This window comes from Tenacibaculum agarivorans (assembly GCF_001936575.1).
GTDB classification, from domain to species: domain Bacteria; phylum Bacteroidota; class Bacteroidia; order Flavobacteriales; family Flavobacteriaceae; genus Polaribacter; species Polaribacter agarivorans.
The window spans coordinates 1-25,174 of record NZ_MSMP01000051.1; the positions used below are offsets into that span (position 1 = coordinate 1).

Sequence of the window (25,174 nt, forward strand, 5' to 3'; positions counted from 1 at the left end):
AATAAAAAAACCAAAGCAATTGAATGCTTTGGTTATATATCTTTAGGTAAATCGCTAACTAAAAATGAACTTAATGAATTAAGATTTCTTTATTGGACGAGCACGAATCTTACTTAAAAATTCAGCTGACATTCCTAAATAAGAAGCAACTACATATTGTGGAACCCGATTGATAATCTCTGGGTATCTATTAGCGTATTCCCAATAACGTTCTTCTGAGGTTTTCCCCATATTAGAAACTATTCTATTTCTGGAATTAGCATATGATTTTTCTAAAATCATCCTCCAATATTGACTTATTGCATGACTTTGTTGACATAGTTTTTCAACATCCTCATAACTCATTTGAAAAATGATCGAATCTTCAAGCGCTTCAGCAAAAAATTTAGATGGCTTTTTGTAGACGTGGCTGTAAATATCAGTGAAGAACCAATCTTCAATTCCAATACTTATAGTTTGTTCTTTACCATTATCATCTAAATGAAACATTCTGAAAGCTCCTTTAACAATATAATTACGGTAATTGCATGGATAACCTGGTTGGATTACAAATTGGCGTTTCTTTACACGAGATGTTTTTATAATAGAAGTGAATAATACTTTTTCTTCTTGAGTTAATTCTACGTTACGTGCAACGTGTTTTAGTATTGGCTCATATTTTTCTAAATCCATTTTATATAATACACAGATAGAATTACCTATGGTTTTTTTCGATTGATAGTCTTGTAAATTTAATATTTTCAAACGATTTGTTATAATATCTGTTTCATTAAATGAATTATTGGAATCAAATAATAAAGCCTCATTATAAGTGAGGCTTTATTAAATAAAAAATTAGATACTTGGAACCTCTGGCCAATCCACTGGAATTTTTGTAAAATTGTGCAGGTAGTTACTGATTATTTTATCACCAATTACCATTATGATATCTACCACGTTAGCTTTTGTAAATCCTGCTTTGAATAAATTATCAGCTAAATCATTAGAAGGACGGCCTCTATTGATTGCAGTATCTTTTACAAACTTTGCCAAAGCATCATATTTATCGTTAAATGAAATTTCTCCTCTTCTAATTTCTAAGATTTCTTCATCACTAAATCCATGCATTTTTTTGCTTATAAAAGTATGTGCAGGTAAACAGTAATCACATTCATTTACTTGACTTACTACTAGATTAATGATTTCTCTTTCTTTTCCTGTCAAAGTGCTCTTACGATTTTGTAAAGCTAAGTAATCTGAAAGTGCAGTGTCATTTAATGCGAAAGTTGCATATAAATTAGGAACTGTACCAAATGACTTTTGCATTTGATCAAAAATTGCTTGATTGTTTTCTGAAACCTGTTCTCTTGTTGGTACTTCAAATGTTACTTCTTTTAATGTTTCCATCTTATTTAAAATTTAATGTTTATTTGTCAATATCGACACTACAAAGATGCAACCGACTCTTGAAGACAAAAATGAACCAAGACAGGAAATACTCTTGAAATACAACAAGGCAAAATCTTGAACTAGTTCAAGATTTTGCCTTGCTATTAAACATTTACTCAAGACTAAAATCAAATCAACTATTTAAATCACTCTATTCTTATCACTTCTTTGATACAAAGTAGAACGCGGTTAGAAAATTAATCGCTAGTTTAAAGAATGACTTTTGATATATTCTTTGGGACTTACCCCAACTTTTTTCTTGAATAATCTTGTAAAATATTGAGGGTATTCAAATCCTAATTGATAGGCTGTCTCTGAAATAGAAATGTTTGGATTCAACAATAAACTCTTTGCTTCTTCTACTAAAAATAAATTAATTTGTTCTTTAGCTGTTTTTCCTGTTTCTGCTTTTATGGTATCACTCATGTAGCGGTGACTAACATTTAACTGTGCTGCCATCCAGTCTACGGAAGGAATTCCCTCTTCAGCAAATAAATTTTGCTCAAAATAGATGTTTAATATGTCTTTGAATTTTGTGATGAGGATTTTGTTATCCTCTGTTCTATCTAGAAATTGCCTTTTGTAAAATCTGTCTGCATATTTCAATAAGGTTTCTAGCTGAGAAATGATGATTTCTTTACTGAATTCATCTTGATTATTATGGTATTCAAGTTCAATATTCTTGAAAAGTTCTTTTATGATTTGCTCTTCCTTTGGAGATAGATGCAACGCTTCATTGACATTGTAATTGAAATAATTATACTTTTTAATTTTTTGATAAATATCTAAACTACGTATATAGTCCTTATGAAAAGCTATATGGTAAGATTCTGAGCTGAACACCAAATTCTTAAATGATAATTTCTGGTTTGGAGCTGTGAACAGTAAAGTTCCTTTAGAACAATCATATTTTGTCCTGCCATAAGTTATCTCTCCTGAAATTATATTTTTAAGGCTAATACTGTAAAAATCACAACTTAACTCAATAGGATCTTCAAAAGTATCAAAACTACAAGTTTCTTCTTCCTCTTTTTCTAACTTGGTATGAGACACACTAAAGAAAGGATTTTCAGGTTCTGAAAGCCCAAAATAATTGTGGTAATCAGGTATATTATTAAAGTTTAAACTAGGCATTTTCTTTATTTTACTTTATTAAATTTAAGGCTTAATTTTAATACCTACTCCACCAATTTGCGTCTAATTGATTTTCCTGATTGATCTCAGTAGGTGTTCCTATCTCAGGAGTTACGACTTCTATTTTTAACTCCTTTGCCTTTTGAATTACTCTTTCTATGGGATCGGTCCAAGAATGTTGTGCTAATTTAAATGCTCCCCAATGAATAGGCATAATCTTTTTAGCTCTTATATCTACTCCAGCTTGAGCTGTTTCTTCTGGAAACATATGTATTTCTGGCCACAACTCATTGTATTGACCACATTCCATCATTGCAAGATCAAAAGGACCATATTCATCTCCTATTTCTTTAAAATGTTCTCCATAGCCACTATCTCCACTGAAGAAGATATTTTCAGTTTGAGATTGAATAATCCATGAACACCAAAGTGTTTGGTCTCTATCAGATAGTCCTCTTCCTGAAAAATGTTGAGCTGGTGTACTTATGAAGGTTATATTCTCAATTTTTACTTGTTCCCACCAATCTAACTCTATAATCCTATTTTGTTCTACTCCCCATTCCTTTAAATGGCTTCCTACTCCTAAAGGTGTAAAGAATTGATCTACTTTATTCTTTAACTTTTTAATTGAGTTATAATCCAAATGATCATAGTGATCATGAGAAATAATAACTGCATCAATTTTTGGTAGCTTTTCAATCTCTATAGGTAAACCTTTACTGAATCGTTTTCCTCCAAGCAAAGGATGTGGAGCTGGTACTTCACCAAACATTGGATCTATTAAGATATTTTTATCGTTCATTTGTAATAAAAATGTTGAATGACCAAACCAAATAAAACGAGTTTTACCATTGTAATTAGCAATATTAGTAGAATCTATTTTATTGGAATTTAAAAGTGTATTAGGTTTTGCGTTGGGTATGCTTTTAAACATCCCTCCTATGGCTTTTATCATATCACTTCCACTCATTTCATTTTTTACACCTCCAATATTAATGAATTGTCCATTTTTATAATTTGGAGATTTACTAAAAATAACTTTTTGTTTTTCATTTGGTTTACCTCCAAACTGAGGACTTAAATTGACAAATAAAACAGCTATCATCACAATAATACCTATAAGTGCTCCTATCGCTACTATCATTTTTTTTATAATCTTTATTGTTTTCTTCATTATCTGAACTTTTACACACCTCTGGGATTATTTCAAATATCAGGATCTCTAATAAAAGTTAACCTTAAAAAGTACAGAAAACATTATACCTATATTATTAAATTGTACTTTTCTTATTCTTAATAAAATTATTTATTAAAAAACTCTGCAACAGCATTAGTAGATGCTTTTACAGCCTCTGGCTTGAAATAGAATTCCACATGGCTAAATTCTTCAAAAGTCAGAACTTCAGGGTTATTTGTTAACTTTTCAATCCAGTTAGTAGAACAGATTGCCGTTGGTGCACTAGGGCTGTAGATTACAAGAGTTGGTTGAGTAATTTTATCAGCGTAATGTTCTCCAATTGAAATTAAAGATTGCATCGCTTGATCAGCGATATGATCATTGGTAAAATTTTTAACTGTGTCAGGACCTCTGAATCCATCTTTTCCATAGTAGCTATAAGTATCCGCAGCCATTGGAGTTCCTGTTGAAACAAATTCCTCTTCAGTCATACTATCATCGATAACATTCACCCAATGATAATCTGCTTCTCCTGTTTCGTACATTTTTTGTTTTGAAGCATTCGCCCCAGCAATCATTTGATCTACAATGTTACGATCACCCCACTGGAAAGCATCTGCTGCCATCATTCCAGAAACAGTAGCAATCTTCTTAATTCTATGATCTGTTACCGAAGCTGATGCAAGGATTGACCCTCCTTGACATACACCTAATCCATAAACCTCATCTACAAACGAAAGTGAAGTCAAATAAGAAACAGCATCCCAAGTGTTTTCAATCAATCTAAACATATATCTTGATTTTTTATACTCACCTGGAAGAGCTGGTGATTCACCCATTCCTAAGAAATCAAACCCTAGATAAACAAATCCTCTTGCTGCCATTTCAGGACCATAAGTTGCTGGCACTTGCTCTTTAACTTGGGGAAACGGACTGGTCCCAATAATGGCTTTGTATTTTTTGTTTTCGTCAAATCCTTCTGGTAGGTATAAGTCTCCTACTAAATCTACTCCGAATGATTTGAATGTTACTCTGTTTTTTCCTGATTGTAATGCCATAATATTATTTTTTAAAATTTGATTTAATTCGATAAGACAAAGTTACTTCTGGAGTAAAGTTTTGTACTTAAACAATTTTGCATAAGACTTATACTTTTTGGTTCTAAAACTTCTTCTTTTAACTTAAAATAACCTCTTTTGATAAGATTTACGCTAAAAAGTATAAGTCTTATGTTATTTTGTTCAAATTGTAGGGATTCCAAAACATTATTTTTGACACCTTAAAAACTATTCGAAAGACTCATAGCAATACAATATTTGATATAAAGATTTACTGATATGCTACATTTTACTACTATTAAAGAAATGACCGATCACTTTAGGATGGATCCTCCCAAGATTCCTTTATTCTTTCCTAATCGTCCTTCTAAAGAATTGATTGCAATGGCTCATAAATATGTAAATCGAGAACCTTTTACAAGTGATTTTTTTGTTATTGCTTTGAAAAAAATCAAAAAAGGTAGTGTTGCTTATGGTAGAACTAAATATGATTTTGAAAAAGGAACTCTTATGTTCTTTGCTCCCAATCAAGTATCAATCATGGAAGAAGCAGAATTTGAACACGGAGGATTTAGTATTAGTTTTCATAAAGATTTTTTACTTGGACATAACTTAGCTAGAGTAATCAATAAATATCATTTTTTTGAGTATTCTATGAATGAAGCTCTACACTTATCTGACTCGGAAGAATTGACACTCCAAAGGATTTATGATAATATTGAAGCTGAATATTTTAGAAATTCTGATGAGTTTAGTAAAAATATCATTCTTTCACATTTAGAAACACTTTTAAAATATGCTCATCGATTTTACAAAAGACAATTTTTAAATAGGAATAGCTTACATAAAGGACTTTTACAGTTGTTTTTTGAATACTTGAAAACCTATATTCAAAACAATAATCTACGTGAAACAGGATTACCTACAGTTGAACTTATAGCTAATGAGCTATCAGTAAGTAAGCGGTATCTTAGTGATTGTATAAAAGCTGAAACGGGAAAAACAGCTAAAGAACAAATTAATTTATTTTTAATAGATGAAGCTAAGAATTTATTACTTACACCTAATGTATCGGTTTCAGAAACCGCTTATCAATTAGGTTTTAAATATCCTGAGTACTTTTCAAGACTCTTTAAAAACAAAACAGGTGTAAGTCCTAAACTATTTATTAAACAACACATTATGAATTCATGATTGATTAAAATGTAATTATTTATCCCAATTCTTATACGAATTTAAAAAGCCTTATAAATCATATGATCTATAAGGCTTGTTGTTTCAGTCGGGGTGGCAGGATTCGAACCTGCGACCTCCTGCTCCCAAAGCAGGCGCGATGACCGGGCTACGCTACACCCCGAATAACGGGCGACAAAGGTATGAAAATTTTTTAATATAAATATAAAAATGAATTAAAAATACTCGTAAGATCAACATCTTTTATCGTCTAATAAGAGAAATATATGTATATTGCTTTTTAGTACAAATAAAAAAAAATTACATTTGTAACCCTATAATAAATACCCAATGTCAAATACTGTAGAAAGAATAAAATGTTTAATAATCGGTTCAGGGCCTGCAGGATACACTGCTGCTATATATGCTGCTAGAGCTGATATGAAACCTGTAATGTACACAGGTATGCAAATGGGTGGTCAGTTAACTACGACTACCGAGGTTGATAATTTCCCTGGATATCCTAATGGTACTGACGGAACAGCTATGATGGAAGATTTAAAAAATCAAGCTGAACGTTTTGGAACTGATGTTCGTTTTGGAATGGTTACTAAAATTGATTTTTCTAAAGAAGAAGGTGGAATACACAAAGTTGTTGTTGATGAAGCTACTGAATTAGAAGCTGAAACGGTTATCATTTCTACTGGTGCCACTGCTAAATATTTAGGTTTAGAAAGTGAACAACGTTTAATTGGTGGAGGTGTTTCTGCTTGTGCTACTTGTGATGGTTTCTTTTATAAAGGTCAAGATGTAGTTGTAGTTGGTGCTGGTGATACTGCCGCTGAAGAAGCTACTTACCTTGCAAATATTTGTAGTAAGGTTACCATGTTAGTTCGTAAAGATTATATGCGTGCTTCTAAAGCAATGCAGCACAGAGTAAATAAAACTGAAAATATAGAAGTATTGTTTAATACTGAAATTGATGAAGTTTTAGGTGGTAATGTAGTTGAAGGTGTGAGAGCTGTAAATAATCAAACTGGAGACAAAACAGAAATTCCTGTTACAGGAGTATTTGTTGCCATAGGTCATACTCCAAATACACAATTATTTAAAGGTGTATTAGACATGGATGATACTGGTTATTTAATTACCAAAGGAAAAACAACTAAAACAAATGTTCCTGGTGTATTTGCTGCTGGTGATGTTCAAGATAAAGAATACAGACAGGCAGTTACCGCTGCTGGTACTGGTTGTATGGCTGCATTAGATGCTGAACGTTATTTAGGTGCTTTAGAATAAGCAACTAAAACATAAAATATAGGAAAGAGATTACTTGAAGTAATCTCTTTTTTATTTTAACTCTAATTTATCTATCGTATTTAAAAGTGTTTTTGCTTTCATTTCATCTTCCAATGCTTCAAAATCTTCTTTCATTACTTTTTTCACAAAACTTCCTTCTTTTAACACATGAATTTCATCGCATGTAGTAGCTAGAGTTGAGAAAATATGAGAAGAAATAATAACCAATTTGTTTAACTTTTTTAATTGATGTATAATTTCTGTTATAATTATATTACTTTGAATATCTACTCCATTAAAAGGTTCATCTAAAATAAAAACAGTATTCTCTTGTAACAGAATAGCTGTTAACGCTAGTTTTTTCTTCATTCCAGTAGAGTAATTCATCGCATATTTATCTAATGGTAAATCGAAAATATTACGTTGATCGATATTCTCAACCCCAACATCTCTTGCATTAAGTAATAGTTGAATATATTCTCTTCCTGTTATTTTTGGAAAGAAATAAAATTCTGTCTGTAAAAAACCTATAATATCTTTTAAATTCTTTACTGAATCTATTTTCCCTTTATATTTCTCTATTCCTGATAAACAATTGAAAAATGTTGTTTTCCCTGCTCCATTTTCTCCTACAATTCCATAAACGTTTCCTTTTTTTAAATCTATATTAATATGCTTTAATACTGAATTTGTTCCGTAATTTTTAGATAGATCTTTAATGCTTATCATTTAAAACAGATGTTAAGTTTTGAATAGATTTTCTATAAAAATAACGAAATGTCAATAATGCTAACGGAAGAAAAGACATACTCATTCCAAAAATCATACTATTAGGCAAAGTAATTTGCATTGGAAAATCACAATACTTAGCAATAATTGCTTGTATTAAGTATAAAAAGCACAACAGTTGAACAACTATAATAATTCCGATGTAATCATAAAAAAATACACCTAAGGATACTACAATTGGAGCACTGCTAAATAATGCATAAATAACACCCGTTTTTATTTTTTCTATCAGAAATGTTTTAGGTGTGTATTTAAACATCCAAACAAAATACCTGTTTTCTATTTTCGTATAATATGAAATCAACAGTACAAATAATAGTAATAAAGAAAAGATTCCTAGATTAAAATTTTTTACTTCTATAGATTTATAAGTAAGAAAATATATAATCGGATATAAAAAGAAAGTATTTCTAAATCCTAAAGAGAATTCAAATGGCTTTTTTCCAAACGGGGTTGGTATTGTATAACTTGTAGATAAATCCAATGTAAATTTACTCAAAAGTAATCCTACCAAATAAAGGTATACTATATACCAATACTCTTTTTCATAGATTAAGTACAATGCAAATGGTGTTGCTAACAATACGTTTTCTAAGGCTCTTATACTAGCGTACTTTTTTTGGGTAAAACTAAGTTTTAAGAAATCATTTCGTTTCCTCTCACCTAATTTAATAATCACTGATATCGCAATAAACAAGTAAACATACGAAGCATAACTCTCACCTACTGCATAGAAGACAAAGTTTGAGAGTAATAAAAAAATTGATACTAATGTTGGATAAATTAATAGAGTTGGTATTCCGAAGTCTTTTAAATGCCTATTTAACATTTTAAATTGAAGCACAAAATACCACTTCATTTACTCCTTTTTAGTCTTAGGAAACGCGTATTTATTAAAGATAAATAACAAAGCTACACCAATAGTTATCCAACTATCTGCTCCATTAAAAATAGCATTAAAAAAAGTAAAACTTTCACCTTTATATAAAGGAAAATATAGCATATCTACTACTTTTCCATAAAACAACTCTCCATAAGGATTATCTGAAAAAAGCGTTGCAATTTTACCTCTAGAAGAATCGAAAATCACTCCATAAAAAACAGAATCTATAATATTTCCAACAGCACCTGCAAGTATTAAAGATATCGCTATAATAACTCCATTATGGATTTTATTTTTAATGGTCTGCGCCAACCAATATATGATTCCTGTAACGGCTACCAATCTAAAAAGTGTTAAAAATAGCTTCCCTGCTTTTCCTCCGAACTCGAATCCCCATGCCATGCCATTATTCTCTGTAAAATGTATAATAAACCAATTTGGGAAGACTACGACTTCTTCTCCAAGAAAGAAATGAGTTTTTACATATATTTTACTAACTTGATCTATTACTATTGCTAATATAACAGTAAATATGGCAATGCTTCTTTTAGACATTTTTAAATTTTAATAGCGACAAAAATAAGAAAACTATACAGAATACTTTACCTTATATTTTGTTCTATTTTATCTATTAACAGTTTTTTATAAGATTTTCCTATTGGTAATTTTTCATTTTCAGATATCATCACTAAGTTTCCTTCTATTGACTTTAATTCATCCAAGTTTATAGCGTAGGATTTATGGATTCTTATAAAGTTTTCTGGAAGTTTTTCTAAAAAATCTGAAAGTGTTTGTTGTGTTAAAATCATAGACTCTGAAAAAATCTTAACATAGTTTCCATAAGCTTCTATGTAATTGATACTATCAAAATTGATTTTAACAATTTTTTTATCACTCTTTACAAAAATTGATGTTGGTGTTTTTTTCTCTTTCTTTATTTCTACTACTGTGTTTGAATACTTATTTTTTACCTTCATAACAGCTTGTAGAAATCGTTCTATAGAAAATGGTTTTAACAAATAATCTACCACAGCTAGTTCGAAACCTTCAATAGCATACTCCGAATATGCGGAAGTAATAATAACATTAGGTGGATTCGTCAATGTTTTTAGCAAGCTAATTCCTGATAACTTAGGCATATTAATATCTAAAAATAAGATATCGATTTCATGTTTTTGCAACTCCTCCATTACTTCAAATGCATTCTTACATGATGATATCAATTCTAAATACGGTATATCTTTACAATAATTTTCTAGTATTTGACGAGCTATTGGCTCATCATCCGCTATTAAACATTTAAATACTTTCATTACAACGTTACTTTTAAATCTACTTTAAAATAATGCTCATCTTTATGAATTGATAAATTATATTTCCCTTGATATAATAATGCTAATCGTTTTTTAACATTATTCAAACCTATACCACTTCTTCCTTTCTCTAAATTTTCTTCTACAAGTGAGGCATTTCTTGAATTTTTACATTGAAAAATTAATGTATTTTTCTCCATTTTGATATGTATCATTACTTCAGGATCTTCTCCTAAATGTTTAAACGTGTTTTCAACAAAAACAATTAATAGCATTGGGGCGATTTGATACTTTGAAAAATCTCCTTGTTTATCAAAACGTATTGAAGCATCATTCAATCTCAACTTTTCCAGAGTAACATAGTTTTCTAAATAATTAATCTCTTTTTGTAATGCAACATATACTTCCTTTGTTTCGTATAAACTATAACGTAACAAATCAGATAATTTTAACATTAGACTAGGTAGTTTTTCTGATTTAATTACAGAAAGTCCGTATAAATTATTGAGTGTATTGAATAAAAAATGTGGATTTAACTGGGCTTTTAATAATTTTAATTCTGCTTCTTTTTCTTGCTGTGCAAATACAAAACTGTCTCTAGCAACTTTAATAGCAGAAGAAAAAGTTAGTGTTAATAATTGAAGACCTAACACATTACCTATTTGAGCAGTAGCTATATCTATTTCCTTTTTTAAAGAAAACTGTACTGTTACGGCCATTAAAAACGCAAAAGTCAATGCATTCAAGAAGAATAATACGAAGAATTTTATTTTATTCTTTTTAAAAACTGGAAGTATAAATAAACTATTAACATATACTGATGGACAAAGTAAAAGAATGCCTAAAAAAGCATCTATCAATTTATTATCTGCTGTTATCGTAGCAACTAAAATGATATAAATTACACTCCAAACTAATAGATTCTGAAGAACTTTGTTATTTAGTATTTTTCCATACGTATGCATCATTCAATTTTTATGAACACAAATTCAAATGTAGTTTTTAATGTGTTAAAGTACATTTTTTAATGACAAACGTACTTATTTCATATTTGAATCTTCATTTTTAGCTTTTATACCCTCATTTTTACATTCATCACTTTTCTGGTTACGCTCATCATTAATCTTTTCAAAGACTGTTTTTATCATAGAATTTTGACAACGAATCTTAATACAAACAATTATGATGAACTTGATAATAAAAATTTTAGTCCTAACCTTATTTCTAATTATAAAGCCTTTAGCTGGTCAATCTAATGATCTAAGTCGTATCACTAAAAAGTACAATCCTTATTTAACAGAGTTAAATGTTGGTATTGGTATTCTTGTTAAAAAAGACGGTCTATTTATTGCTGAGGGAATTGGTACTTACAGTTTCAATGAGCACACCGTTTTTAATATTGGAAGTGCCACTAAAAAAATTACTGCTCTATTGATTTTACAAGAGCAAGAACGAGGAAATTTAAAGTTATCTGACTCAATAGCTACATACTTAAAGCCTATGAAAAATGTTGACGGTAGTTTAACTATAGAAAGTTTACTACGTCATAGAAGCGGTTTAGGGGAAATTGTTGGAAAAGGCTATGAGTCAGATTTTTTTGCTCAAAATGATTCTATTTACAATCAGAGTTATTTAAGTACTATTCCTAAAGGGAATCCAGATAAAAAAGGGAAATATGAATACTGTAATACTAATTATCTTTTGTTGGGTAAGATTTTAGAAAAAGTAACTGACAAAAGCTATTTTGATTTAGTTAGAGAACGTATTTTTATACCTGCCTCAATGGATGAATCTTATCCATATGTATCTAAAAACTTAACAAACTTAGCACCTCCAACTTACAATGGAAAAGATGTATCTGAATATTTAGACTATCGATTTTTTGCCAACTTTGCTAATGCTGCCGGTGCTATAGCTTCTACACTTTCTGATATGGAAAAATTCTATACCCATTTATTTGAAAAGCAAACCTTTATTAATACTACATCACTAGCTAAACTTATCGACTTTGATGATGCTGATTATGGTTTAGGAATGATGAAGTTTAAAAATGGGACTATTGGACATGGTGGAAATAATTTAGGGTATGCTTTTAGAGAATACTACAATCCTGAGACTAAAGATTTGATTTTATTTTTCTCAAACTCAAGGATGGTTCCTTTCAACAAAATGATTAAAAAAGAGCTATTCGACTATTTAGATGATAAAATAACTACGGTTTCTTTCAACAAAAATATTACAAGTGATTTTAAAAAAGCTATTGGAAAATATCTTTTTGATTCACACGGAATGAAAATGGAAATGGAAATTGTAGCTCAAAATGATCATCTATATTTTACTGCGCAAGGTGCTCAAGTTATTCTAATCAGTAAAGAGAAAAATAAATTATTTAATGGAAGCTTTGGAGTAGAATTAGAAGTAAATCCTGAAAATCCAAATGAATTAATTTTTAGACAAAATGGATTACAAACAACAATTAAAAGAATATAATATGAAAAATTCAGAGAACAAAAGCGTATACAAAATAGTGTTCATTATAGTAGTAATTATCACTTTTATGATAGCAATTGCAGATAAAGTGCACTTTGGAGTTTATAATGCTCATTAAAGTTAGTTGACAATTTGAAGTAACCTTAACAAGTTTTTAATCTTACGCTAATATGCTTTCGTGTTATTTAAGTTTTTAAAAATAAAAATAACTAAACATTTTAAAATGAAAGAAATCAAAAACTTAATTATTGCACTAAGCTTAAGTCTAATTGTATTCTCTTGTAGTGATGATAATACAGATGATAATATGAACACCGGCACTACTATAAGTGGATTTAAATTTATTGGAGAGCAAATCATACCTGATGGGACATTATTTGAAGGGGAAGTAATCGGTGGTCTATCTAGTATCGATTATAATAATGGTACATATTACATCATTAGTGATGCTCCAAATGCTCCTATACGTTTTTATACTGCTACATTAGATTTTAATGAAACAAAATTCAACAGTGTTAATATTTCAAGTCAAGTAGAATTACTCAATAAACAAGGGGCCTCTTTCGACGATAAGCAAGTTGACCCAGAAGCGATACGTTTTGATCCTATTTCTGGGAACATTATTTGGACTAGCGAAGGTTTTGCTAATGATCAAGTAGATCCTTTTGTTAGAGAAGCTAATGTAAGAGGTAAGTTTATAAAAGAATATACATTACCAACTATTTTTAAAGCAACAACAGCAACTGAAACTGGTATTAGAAATAATGGTGTATTTGAAGGGTTGTCTTTGAGTTTAGATGGAAAAGGGTATTGGGTAGCTATGGAGCTACCTTTAAAACAAGATGGAGAAGAACCTGTATTTGGATCGGACACAAACTCTAAAGTAAGAATCGCTTATATTGATAGAGCTACAGGAAAGTTTGGTCGTCAATTTACGTATGATCTTGGTCAGGTTAAAAGAGATGGTGGTTTTACAGTTAATGGGCTTGTTGAAGTATTAGAATATGATACAGATAAGTTTTTAATATTAGAACGTTCTTTTGCTTCTGGTCAAGATGATGGAGGAAATGACGTATTTATTTATGGAGTAGATGCTTCAAATGCAACAGATGTATCATCTCTAGAAACTTTAGATAATACCGTTATTTCTTCTAGCAAAAAACTTTTATTTGACTTTAATGATATTAGAACTCAATTATCTTCTGTTCCAGGTGGAACTGCCAAAGTTGTAGATAACTTGGAAGGGATTACTTTCGGTCCGAATTTAGCTAATGGAAATAAATCACTTGTTTTAGTTGCAGATAATAATTTTAGCGCTTTTGGAGCACAATTAAACCAATTCATAGTATTAGAAGTGCTTCCTTAAGGGTTAATATTAGTAATCCCTAGTACGAAAAAGAGTTCAAATTAATTATTTGAGCTCTTTTCACTTTTCATCAATAAAAACATTTGCATTAATAGCATCAATCTTTATTGTTTTATCTGAAGATTTTGTTTTTTGTATGTATGGAGACGCTATGCTTTGACCTTTTTTAGTTATCCGTCCTTTAGAAGTCGCGATTTCAAAATCTGTATTTTCCGCAATAAAATGTATATTTCCTTGAAATAGTTTGATCATAGCATTTTTCTTAACTTCATTCAAATTCACATATCCTTTATCAATATATATACTTAAGCTACCCTCATAACTTTCGGAGATCACATCAACATATTTACCTAGAATAATTACTTCTTTATTTTTAGGTAATTGGATTACAGCAGATGCTTTATGAATTCTCTGTGTGATATATTTTCTAAAAATACCTGAATCTTCTTTAAAAGGATTTGCTTCTATTTTCATTTTCAGTACATTATTGAATTCTTCTGTACTTATAGTATGTGATTTTTCTGCTAAACTAACTACTCTAGCTTCTACTATATTCGCATTTGAGTTTACAATTTTTATTTCATCTAAATCTTCTACTACTATCTCTATCGATTCAGATATAGTTTGAAAACTCTCTTGCACTGTATTTTGCCCTAAGGCAGCACTATAAACTAGGATAAAGATAAATCGAACTATGTCTTTCATTATATAAAAAAAGCTTCCCTAAGGAAGCTTTTTGCTATTGTTTTCTTTTCGCCTCTATACTTAGCGTTGCATGAGGCACTAATTTTAAACGTTCTTTCTGAATCAGTTTTCCTGTTACTCTACACACTCCGTATGTTTTATTTTCGATACGAATAAGTGCATTGTTTAAATCTCGTATAAACTTTTCTTGACGAATAGCTAATTGCATATTTCGCTCTTTGGCCATAGTTTCCGTACCTTCTTCAAATGATTTGAATGTTGGTGAAGTATCCTCTGTACCATTATCTTCTCCATTTTTATAGGAAGATTTTAATAGTTCTAAATCTTCTTCTGCTCGTTCAATCTTATTAAGAATAATCTCTTTGAACTCTTGTAAATCACCGTCTGAATATCTTACTTTAACGTCTTCTGCCATAATACTATGCTTTTTCGATTAACATTCTACTTTTAATGGTATCAAATTCAATTTCCGTACCATTGTCCAAGGCATCAACAAAAACTAACTCTTTCGTTAATGTTTCTGTCTTAATATAGTCTTCATTTGCTAATATAGATTGTTGTAATTCTTCAAGGTTTAAAAACGTTAAGTTTATTTTATCTGTTACTTCAAAACCAGAATCTTTACGAGCATTTTGAATTCTATTGACTAACTCTCTAGCAATACCTTCTCTACGTAATTCATCTGTGATTGTAACATCTAAAGCTACCGTTAAACCATCAGCATTTGCTACTAGCCAACCTTCTATATCTTTTGATGAAATTTCTACATCAGCCGTACCTAAAGTAATCATTTTCCCGTTAATTTCAACAGAAATCTGACCATCTTTTTCTATTAGACTGATTTGTTCTTGCGTAAAAGACTGAATTTCAGAAGCAACAGCTTTCATGTCTTTTCCAAATTTTGGCCCTAATGCTTTAAAATTTGGTTTAATTTGTTTTACTAAAATACCAGAAGCATCATCTAACAACTCTATTTCCTTTACGTTTACTTCTGATGTAATTAAATCTGATACTGCTAAAATTTCTTCTTTTTGCGTGTCATCTAGTACAGGAATCATGATTTTCTGTAGCGGTTGACGTACTTTTATTTTCTCTTTTGCTCTTAAAGAAAGTACTAAAGACGAAATAGTTTGTGCATTTTCCATCTTACGTTCTAAAGCTTTATCAACTACACTCGCATCATATTTTGGAAATTCTGCTAAATGTACGCTTTCGAAATTCTCTTTACCTGTAGCTGCATTTAAATCTTTATATAAACGATCCATAAAGAAAGGGGCAACAGGTCCTCCTAATTTCGCTACTGTTAACATACAAGTATATAAGGTTTGGTATGCAGAAATTTTATCTTGTGCATATTCTCCTTTCCAGAAACGTCTTCTACATAAACGAACATACCAGTTACTTAAATGATCCTGCACAAAGTCTGAAATAGCTCTTGTAGCTCTTGTAGGTTCATATTCTGCATAGAATTTATCTACTTTATCTACTAAAGTATTTAATTCAGAAAGAATCCATCTATCAATCTCTGGACGTTCAGCTAATGGAATAGCTGCTTCAGCATAAGTAAATTCATCAATATTTGCATATAAACTAAAGAAAGAATACGTATTATATAATGTTCCAAAGAATTTACGTTTTACTTCTTCGATTCCTGCAATGTCAAATTTTAAATTATCCCAAGGATTTGCATTTGAAATCATATACCAACGTGTAGCATCTGGTCCATGATCAGCTAATGTTGTAAACGGATCAACTGCATTCCCTAAACGTTTTGACATTTTTTGTCCGTTTTTATCTAACACTAATCCGTTAGACACTACATTTTTATAGGCTACAGAATCAAAAACCATAGTTCCAATAGCATGTAATGTATAGAACCATCCACGAGTTTGATCTACTCCTTCTGCAATAAAGTTTGCTGGATAACTTTCTTTATTATCAATTAACTCCTTGTTTTCAAATGGATAATGCCATTGTGCGTAAGGCATTGAACCAGAATCAAACCAAACATCAATTAAATCACTTTCGCGTTGCATTGGTTTTCCTGAAGCAGAAACTAACACGATTTTATCAACTACATTTTTATGTAAATCAACTTTATCATAGTTTTCTTCGGCCATGTTACCAACTTCAAATTCAGCAAAAATATCTGAATCCATAACTCCAGCTTCTACAGCTTTTGCTATTTCTGATTTTAACTCTTCTAAAGAACCGATACAAATTTGTTCTGTTCCATCTTCTGTTCTCCATATTGGTAATGGAATTCCCCAGAAACGAGAACGAGATAAGTTCCAATCGTTTGCATTTTTTAACCAATTTCCAAAACGACCTTCTCCTGTTGATTTAGGTTTCCAATTGATCGTTTCATTTAAATCAAACATACGATCCTTTTTATCGGTTACTTTAATGAACCAAGAATCTAATGGATAATATAAAACTGGCTTATCAGTTCTCCAACAGTGTGGATAACTGTGTACATATTTTTCAACCTTAAAGGCTTTATTTTCTATTTTTAATTTGATTGCAATTTCAACATCAATAGATTTCTCAGGAGCATCTTCTGTATAATATTCATTCTTCACATATTTTCCACCGAACTCCTTCAATTCTGGTCTGAAACGACCTTGTAAATCTACTAATGGCACAGCATTCCCATTATCATCCAATACTAACATTGGTGGAATTTCTGGTACTGCTTGTTTCGCTACAAAAGCATCATCAGCTCCAAACGTAGGCGCCGTATGTACAATTCCTGTACCATCTTCTGTAGTTACAAAATCTCCTCCGATAATACGAAATGCATTTTCAGCATTTTCATATGGCAATACATAATCAATTAATTGCTCGTATTTGATGTTGATTAAATCAGCTCCTTTAAACTCTTTTACTATATAAAATGGAATTTGTTTATCTCCTTCTTTGTAAGCTAACAAGTCTGATTTTTCTTCAACTTTATTAAATTTCTTACCAGCAAATTGTTTAGCAACTAAATTCTTTGCTAAAACTACATTTATAGGTTCAAAAGTATATTGGTTATAGGTTTCAACCAATACATAATCAATCTTAGGCCCAACTGTTAATGCAGTGTTACTTGGTAATGTCCAAGGCGTTGTCGTCCATGCTAAGAAATAAATTGTTCCTTCATTTTGTAAGAAATCAGGCAACGTTTCTTCAACTGCTTTAAACTGAGCAACCACTGTAGTATCCGTTACATCACGATAACAACCTGGTTGATTTAATTCATGCGAGCTTAAACCTGTACCAGCTTTAGGCGAATACGGTTGAATTGTATAGCCTTTATAAATTAAATCTTTATCGTACATCTGTTTTAGTAACCACCAAACAGATTCCATATATTTAGATTTATACGTGATATATGGATCTTCCATATCTACCCAATATCCCATTTTATGGGTTAGGTTATTCCAAATATCTGTATAACGCATTACTGCTTTTTTACAAGCTTCGTTGTATTCTTCAACAGTAATTTTAGTTCCTATATCTTCTTTAGTAATTCCTAATTCTTTTTCAACACCAAGTTCTACAGGTAAGCCGTGGGTATCCCATCCTGCTTTACGCTTTACTTGATATCCTTTTTGCGTTTTATAGCGACAAAAAATATCTTTAATAGAACGTGCCATTACGTGGTGAATTCCAGGTAATCCATTTGCAGATGGAGGACCTTCAAAAAACACGAATGGTTCATTTCCTTCACGAGTTGTAACACTTTTTTCAAAAATGTTGTTTTCCTCCCAATAGTTTAAGATTTCTTCTGCTACATTAGGTAGGTTTAATCCTTTGTATTCGGTAAAGTTCTTACTCATTTTTTCGTTCTATAAATTGAATTTGCAAAATTACGTATTTTATTATAATTGCCATATTTAACAACGAAAAAACGCTCCTTTACTGGAGCGTTTTTATCTATTTTCTAGTATTTCGTTGTTTTTATCGATTAATATACAACCATCCGGTCTTTGGATCGTCTCCATTTCCTGGATTTATAACATAATAATAGGTTCCAACTGGTAATTTTTCATCTACATTAATTGTAGCTCTTCCACTTGAAATACCTTCAAACCTTTTTGACGAATCTGTATTACTATAACCTTGTATTTTAAATACTGTATTTCCCCATCTGTTAAATATTTCAACGGTATTATTAGCATACTCAGGATTGTCGATACATCGAATAAAAAAGATATTATTCTCTGAATTTCCATTTCCTGGGGACATTAAATTATACGGATTCAAACACTCATCATTATTACAATTTGCTCCTTCAACTGGATCACAAGGATCATTAGGATCAGAAGTGGGTCCTTCTACATAAGTAGTAGGATCTAAAGGTGTACTTGGATCATCTACTCCATTCACTTCTTCGTTATCTGTTAAACCATCACCATCTGAATCTGGATTCAATGGATCTGTATTGGCTATAACTTCATCTCCATTGCTAAGACCATCACTATCACAATCTAGAGTATTCCAAACCGCAGAAACATCAGCTATTATTTGATTATCTGGATTATAAGAACATGGGTCAGTAGCATCAGTACCATCAATTATTTCTTGGCCATTGGAAACACCATCACCATCACAATCTGCTGCCTGCCAAATTGGATTACTCGTATCTGCTGTTGGACTACCAATAAACGAACACGGGTCAGTAGGATCGGTACCATCAATCAATTCTTGGCCATTAGAAACACCATCACCATCACAATCTGCTGCCTGCCAAATTGGATTACTCATATCTGCTGTTGGACTACCAATAAATGAACATGGATCGGTAGGATCGGTACCATCAATCAATTCTTGGCCATTGGAAACACCATCACCATCACAATCTGCTGCCTGCCAAATTGGATTACTCGTATCTGCTGTTGGATTACCAATAAACGAACACGGGTCAGTAGGATCGGTACCATCAATCAATTCTTGGCCATTGGAAACACCATCGCCATCACAATCTGCTGCCTGCCATATTGGATTACTTGTATCAGCCATTGGATTACCTATAAACGAACATGGATCTGTTGGATCGGTACCATCAACTATTTCTTGACCGTTAGAAACACCATCACCGTCACAATCTGCCGCTTGCCAAATTAAATTACTCGTATCCGCAGTTGGAGTCCCAGTAAATGAACATGGATCTGTTGGGTCGGTACCATCTATTACTTCTTGACCATTGGAAACACCATCGCCATCACAATCTGCTCCCTGCCATATTGGATTACTTATGTCTGCGGTTGGACTACCAATAAATGAGCATGGATCAGTAGGATTTGTACCATCTATTACTTCTTGACCATTGGAAACACCATCACCATCACAATCTGCTGCCTGCCATATTGAATTTGTAATATCTACCGTTGGAGTTCCAATAAATGAACATGGATCTGTTGGATCAGTACCATCAATCAATTCCTGACCATTAGTAACACCATCGCCATCACAATCTGCTCCCTGCCATATTGGATTACTCGTATCCGCCGTCGGAGTACCAATAAATGAACATGGATCGGCAGGATCGGTACCATCAATTAATTCTTGGCCATTAGAAACACCATCACCATCACAATCTGCTCCCTGCCATATTGGATTACTCGTATCTGCCATTGGACTACCGATAAAAGAACAGGGATCTGTTGGATCGGTACCATCAATTAATTCTTGACCATTGGAAACACCATCGCCATCACAATCTGCTGCTTGCCAAATTAAATTACTCGTATCTGCTGTTGGGCTACCAATAAACGAACATGGATCAGTAGGGTCGGTACCATCAATCAATTCTTGACCATTAGAAACACCATCGCCATCACAATCTGCTCCCTGCCATATTGGATTACTTGTATCCGCCGTTGGACTACCAATAAATGAACATGGATCAGTAGGATCGGTACCATCAACTAATTCTTGACCATTGGAAACACCATCGCCATCGCAATCTGCTACTTGCCAAACTAAATTACTCGTATCTGCTATTGGGTTTCCTGTAAAAGAACATGGATCAGTAGGATCTGTACCATCAACTAATTCTTGACCATTAGAAACACCATCACCATCACAATCTGCAGCTTGCCAAACTGTATTATTAATATCTGCCATTGGAGTACCAATAAATGAACAAGGATCAGTAGGATCGGTACCATCAACAATTTCTTGACCATTAGAAACACCATCGCCATCACAATCTGCTCCTTGCCAAACTGAATTACTAGTGTCTACTGTTGGATTTCCTGTAAAAGAACATGGATCAATAGGATCTGTACCATCAACTAATTCTTGACCATTAGAAACACCATCACCATCACAATCTGAGCTTTGCCAAACTGTATTATTAATATCTGCCGTTGGAGTACCAGTAAATGAACATGAATCATTTGGATCACTCGTTCCTGAAGGAACTCCTATAGTTGTAGGATCATCAACACCTGTAGTTTCTTCACAATCCGTTAAACCATCACCATCAGTATCTAAAGAAGGAGCTACTGTTATAGCGTACTCTGGAGAAACTAGAGAATTACACCCATTTGCATCTGTAACAACATACGTAATATCTACTGTTCCAAAATCTACTCCAGTTATTACTCCCGCGTTATCGATAGTGGCTACACTTGTATCAGATGAGAACCATGTAACTGAAGTACCTGTAGTGCCTGCTGTAAGATTTATTGTTTCCCCAATACATACTGATGAATTTCCTGTAATAGGTAATGCTTCAGGCCTTGGATTAACTGTTACTGTATAAGCAAATGAATTTCCTATACATCCTTCAGCACTTGTTGGAATAATAGTATATACTACAGTTTGATCAACACCACTAGTATTCGTCAAAGTATCAGTTATGGTCGATCCTACACTTCCTGAAATAGTCTCTCCTGAAACATTAGGATTATCTATTGCTGACCAGATAAATGTTGTTCCAGATATGTTAACATCTCCATTTAAATCATGATTTAAAGCAACATCACTACACACTATATCTGTTGGTGCTATAGGATTAAATGGCTCTGGATCTACTGTGACAATAACATCAAAAGTTTCTCCATTACATGCTGTTCCATCATTAATGGTAACTGTGTAAGTAACAACAATAGGTGCTCCACTTGTATTTACATAAGTATCTGTAATGTTTGCTGCAATAGCTGTAGTTCTATCTAGCCCTGCCGGTACATTCACTGGATCTGAAGATGTAACCGTATAGATTGCCGTGAATGATGAAATTGCGATATCTAAAGATTCACTTGAACACACTCTTTCCGTAAAATTAGGAAATGGTGGAGATACAATATGCAATACAACTTCCTCTCTAATTGGGTTCACACATGAAGTACTTGTATCTGTAATTTCTGCATAAAAAGATGTTGGAACATTCTCTGTATTTATAGTAGGGCTTGTTATAATATTACCTCCTGCTGGTGCATCATACCAAATAATACTCGTATTAGGATTTAATACTATTCCGTCATTCGCATTTAAAGTCTGTATAGGCGTTTCAACACATTCAATAATATCTGTAACTGAACTTAAAGTCGGATTAGGATTAACTGTAGCTATAGTAGAATTAGATAAATTAGTTGAACATCCAGTACCAGAAAATGATAATGATACTAAGTTTATAGTTGTGTCTACAACAGCTCCAATATTTGTTATTGTAGCATTTCCTGATCCATCTAAAGTTATAGTCTGATTTGCGTTTCCATCGAGATTATATGTTAATACACTATTTGCTGATCCTGAAATATAAAATTCTACATCATTTCCTTCACAAATAGGTGAATTTGAAGTCAATGATGTAAAAACTGGTTGTGACTCAACAGTTACCGTATATGTATACGGTTCTCCTAAACAACCACTCGCACTTGTGGGGTTAATTGTATATATTACTGATTGTGTAGACCCGCTAGTATTGATTAAAGTATCAGTAATACTTGAAGTATTTGTTGTAATTAATGTTTCTCCAGTAATATTGGGGTTATCAGTTGCTATCCAACTAAATGTTGTTCCTGACAAATTCACATCGGTGCTTAAATCATGATTTAAAGCAATATTACTACAAACGGTATCTGTCGGCGCTATAGCATTAAATGGCTCTGGATTTACAGTAACTGTATAGGTAAATGAATCTCCCACACAACCATCAGAACTTGTTGCTGTTATAGTATAGATTACAGTTTGAACACTTCCGCTAATATTTACTAATGTGTCCGTAATTGTTGTTGAGTTAGATACAGTTGTAGTTTCTCCTGTAACAAATCCATTATCGGCTGCTACCCAATTAAATGTTACTCCTGCTAAATTTACATCAGTAGTTAAATCATGATTCAGAGTAATATCACTACACACTATATCAGTTGGTGCTGTAGCATTAAATGGTTCTGGATTTACAGTAACCGTATATAAAAAAGAATTCCCAATACAACCTGCTGGACTTGTTGGTGTAATAGTATACACCACCGTTTGAATACTTCCACTGGTGTTAGTTAAGGTATCTGTGATATTTTCAGCAGTTGTTGTACTAGTGGTTTCTCCAATAACATTTGGATTATTCGTTGCAAACCAACTAAATGTTGTTCCTGTAACATTAATATCTGATGCGAGATTATGATTTAATGTAATATCACTACAAATAATATCTGTTGGAGCTACAACATTAAATGGTTCTGGATCTACTCTTACCGTTAAAACATAAGGATCACCTATACAACCATCTGAGCTTGTTGGAGTAATTGTATATGCTACATTTTGAATACTACCACTTGTATTAATTAGTGTATCTGTTATACTTGATGTATTTGATGTAATTAATGTCTCACCCGAAACATTAGGGTTGTCTAATACACTCCAGGTAAAAGTTGTCCCTGTTAAATTCACATTACTTTGCAAATCATAACTCAAAGAAGTATTACTACATATAGTAATTATTGGAGGAACATTATTAAACGGTTCTGGGTTTACCGTAACCGTATAAGTATATGAATTACCAACACATCCTACCCCGCTAGTAGGTGTTATAGTATACACCACAATTTGATCAACACCACTAGTATTGGTCAAAGTATCAGTAATTATTGAAGTATTATTAACTATCAATGTTTCTCCTGTTACATTAGGATTATCTGATGCACTCCAAGTAAAACTTCCACCAGACACATTTACATCTGTCTCTAAATTATGATTCAAAGCAACATCACTACATACTATATCTATAGGTGCTATAGTATTAAATGGTTCTGGATTTACCGTAACTGTATATGTAAATGGATTCCCTACACACCCGTCAGTACTTGTTGGAATAATAGTATATACTACTGTTTGATCAACACCACTAGTGTTGGTCAAAGTATCAGTAATTGTTGAACCAACACCTCCTGAAATTGTTTCTCCTGAAACATTAGGATTATCCATTGCTGACCAAGTAAATGTTGCTCCAGATATGTTAACATCTCCATTTAAATCATAATTCAAAGCAACATCGCTACACACTATATCTGTTGGTTCTATAGCATTAAATGGCTCTGGATCTACTGTAACAACAACATCAAAGGTCTCTCCATTACACGCTGTTCCATCATCTATAGTAACTGTGTATGTAATAGTAACAGGCACTCCACTTGTATTCACATAACTATCTGTAATGTTTGCCGCAATAGCTGTGGTTCTATCTGTCCCCGCTGGAACATTCATAGGATCTGAAGATGTAACCGTATAGGTTGCCGTGAATGATGAAATTGCGATATCTAAAGATTCCCTTGAACACACTCTTTCCGTAAAATTAGGAAACGGTGGAGATACGATATGTAATACCACTTCTTCCCTAATTGGGTTCACACATGATGTACTTGTATCTGTAATTTCTGCATAGAAAGATGTTGGAACATTTTCCGTATTTATAGTAGGAATTGTTACAATATTACCTCCTGCTGGTGCATCATACCAAGTAATACTTGTATTAGGATTTAATACTATTCCGTCATTCGCATTTAAAGTCTGTACAGGCGTTTCAACACATTCAATAATATCTACAACTGAACTTAAGGTTGGATTAGGATTAACCGTAACCATAGTTGAATTAGATAAACTAATTGAACATCCAGTACTAGAAAACGACAATGATACTAAGTTGATAGTCGTGTCTACAACAGCTCCAATATTGGTTATTGTAGCATTTCCTGATCCATCTAAAGTGATTGTCTGATTTGCATTTCCATTGAGATTATATGTTAATACACTATTTGCCGATCCAGAAATATAAAATTCTATATCATTTCCTTCACAAATAGGTGAATTTGATGTTATTGATGTAAAAACAGGTAATGGGTTAACGATAACTTCCGATTCATCTGAAGT

Annotated in this window: 18 protein-coding genes and 1 tRNA gene; 4 read left to right on the top strand and 15 right to left on the bottom strand. The window is 32.1% G+C overall.

Annotation, left to right across the window (positions count from 1 at the left end; genetic code table 11):
* Positions 1-78: 78 nt before the first annotated feature.
* The 5 genes from BVC87_RS21710 to BVC87_RS21730 all read right to left on the bottom strand — a co-directional run bounded on the left by BVC87_RS21710 (position 79) and on the right by BVC87_RS21730 (position 4,797).
* Positions 79-744, bottom strand: coding sequence for a Crp/Fnr family transcriptional regulator (locus BVC87_RS21710; protein ID WP_234974711.1), 666 nt, complete (start codon positions 742-744; stop codon positions 79-81).
* Positions 745-834: 90 nt separating this feature from the next.
* The gene (locus BVC87_RS21715) at positions 835-1,386 is read right to left on the bottom strand and encodes a carboxymuconolactone decarboxylase family protein (RefSeq protein ID WP_075344509.1); all 552 of its coding nucleotides are present in this window, start codon (positions 1,384-1,386) and stop codon (positions 835-837) included.
* Positions 1,387-1,632: 246 nt separating this feature from the next.
* Positions 1,633-2,562 (bottom strand): helix-turn-helix domain-containing protein, encoded by a 930-nt coding sequence (locus tag BVC87_RS21720; RefSeq protein WP_075344510.1) that lies wholly within the window; start codon positions 2,560-2,562, stop codon positions 1,633-1,635.
* 37 nt (positions 2,563-2,599) lie between these two features.
* A complete protein-coding gene (locus BVC87_RS21725) occupies positions 2,600-3,736 on the bottom strand; it encodes an MBL fold metallo-hydrolase (protein WP_234974712.1) in 1,137 nt (378 codons plus the stop codon).
* 128 nt (positions 3,737-3,864) lie between these two features.
* Entirely contained in the window at positions 3,865-4,797 is a 933-nt protein-coding gene (locus tag BVC87_RS21730; RefSeq protein ID WP_075344511.1) for an alpha/beta hydrolase, read from the bottom strand.
* A gap of 279 nt (positions 4,798-5,076) precedes the next feature.
* Between BVC87_RS21730 and BVC87_RS21735 the strand changes: the two genes are divergently transcribed.
* Positions 5,077-5,991 carry a helix-turn-helix domain-containing protein gene (locus BVC87_RS21735; protein WP_075344512.1) on the top strand — a complete coding sequence of 305 codons (915 nt, stop codon included), beginning with the start codon at positions 5,077-5,079 and terminating at the stop codon, positions 5,989-5,991.
* An 88-nt stretch (positions 5,992-6,079) separates the two neighbouring features.
* Here the strand turns inward: BVC87_RS21735 and BVC87_RS21740 are convergent.
* Positions 6,080-6,154 (bottom strand) — tRNA-Pro (locus BVC87_RS21740).
* A gap of 167 nt (positions 6,155-6,321) precedes the next feature.
* Here BVC87_RS21740 and trxB point away from each other — a divergent pair.
* Positions 6,322-7,269, top strand: a complete 948-nt coding sequence (gene trxB, locus BVC87_RS21745) for a thioredoxin-disulfide reductase (RefSeq protein WP_075344513.1) — start codon at positions 6,322-6,324, stop codon at positions 7,267-7,269.
* A gap of 51 nt (positions 7,270-7,320) precedes the next feature.
* On the opposite strand, the gene BVC87_RS21750 is transcribed toward trxB, so the two are convergent.
* From BVC87_RS21750 to BVC87_RS21770, 5 genes are read right to left on the bottom strand one after another with little or no spacing between them, the layout of a single operon-like run.
* Positions 7,321-7,998, bottom strand: coding sequence for an ABC transporter ATP-binding protein (locus tag BVC87_RS21750; RefSeq protein WP_075344514.1), 678 nt, complete (start codon positions 7,996-7,998; stop codon positions 7,321-7,323).
* A complete protein-coding gene (locus BVC87_RS21755; protein ID WP_075344515.1) occupies positions 7,985-8,917 on the bottom strand; it encodes a hypothetical protein in 933 nt (310 codons plus the stop codon). The genes BVC87_RS21750 and BVC87_RS21755 overlap by 14 nt, the downstream gene beginning before the upstream one ends.
* On the bottom strand, positions 8,918-9,496 hold the full coding sequence (locus tag BVC87_RS21760) for a lipoprotein signal peptidase (protein ID WP_075344516.1): 579 nt from the start codon (positions 9,494-9,496) through the stop codon (positions 8,918-8,920).
* Between the two features lie 47 nt (positions 9,497-9,543).
* A complete protein-coding gene (locus BVC87_RS21765; protein ID WP_075344517.1) occupies positions 9,544-10,254 on the bottom strand; it encodes a LytR/AlgR family response regulator transcription factor in 711 nt (236 codons plus the stop codon).
* Complete coding sequence (locus BVC87_RS21770) at positions 10,254-11,222, bottom strand: sensor histidine kinase (RefSeq protein ID WP_234974713.1); 969 nt, start codon at positions 11,220-11,222, stop codon at positions 10,254-10,256. Before BVC87_RS21770 ends, BVC87_RS21765 begins: the two co-directional genes overlap by 1 nt.
* A 214-nt stretch (positions 11,223-11,436) precedes the next feature.
* Here BVC87_RS21770 and BVC87_RS21775 point away from each other — a divergent pair, with 214 nt between their 5' ends.
* Both BVC87_RS21775 and BVC87_RS21780 read left to right on the top strand, forming a co-directional pair.
* The gene (locus tag BVC87_RS21775) at positions 11,437-12,744 is read left to right on the top strand and encodes a serine hydrolase domain-containing protein (protein ID WP_075344519.1); all 1,308 of its coding nucleotides are present in this window, start codon (positions 11,437-11,439) and stop codon (positions 12,742-12,744) included.
* Between the two features lie 223 nt (positions 12,745-12,967).
* Positions 12,968-14,110, top strand: a complete 1,143-nt coding sequence (locus BVC87_RS21780) for an esterase-like activity of phytase family protein (RefSeq protein WP_075344520.1) — start codon at positions 12,968-12,970, stop codon at positions 14,108-14,110.
* A 60-nt stretch (positions 14,111-14,170) separates the two neighbouring features.
* Here the strand turns inward: BVC87_RS21780 and BVC87_RS21785 are convergent, their stop codons facing one another.
* From BVC87_RS21785 to BVC87_RS21800, 4 genes are all read right to left on the bottom strand, one after another.
* Positions 14,171-14,815, bottom strand: a complete 645-nt coding sequence (locus tag BVC87_RS21785) for a hypothetical protein (protein WP_075344521.1) — start codon at positions 14,813-14,815, stop codon at positions 14,171-14,173.
* A gap of 34 nt (positions 14,816-14,849) precedes the next feature.
* Positions 14,850-15,230 (bottom strand): TraR/DksA family transcriptional regulator, encoded by a 381-nt coding sequence (locus BVC87_RS21790; RefSeq protein ID WP_075344522.1) that lies wholly within the window; start codon positions 15,228-15,230, stop codon positions 14,850-14,852.
* A gap of 4 nt (positions 15,231-15,234) precedes the next feature.
* The gene (gene ileS, locus BVC87_RS21795) at positions 15,235-18,639 is read right to left on the bottom strand and encodes an isoleucine--tRNA ligase (RefSeq protein ID WP_075344523.1); all 3,405 of its coding nucleotides are present in this window, start codon (positions 18,637-18,639) and stop codon (positions 15,235-15,237) included.
* A gap of 121 nt (positions 18,640-18,760) precedes the next feature.
* A partial coding sequence (locus BVC87_RS21800; protein WP_200799223.1) for a PKD-like domain-containing protein occupies positions 18,761-25,174 on the bottom strand: 6,414 nt, incomplete at its 5' end.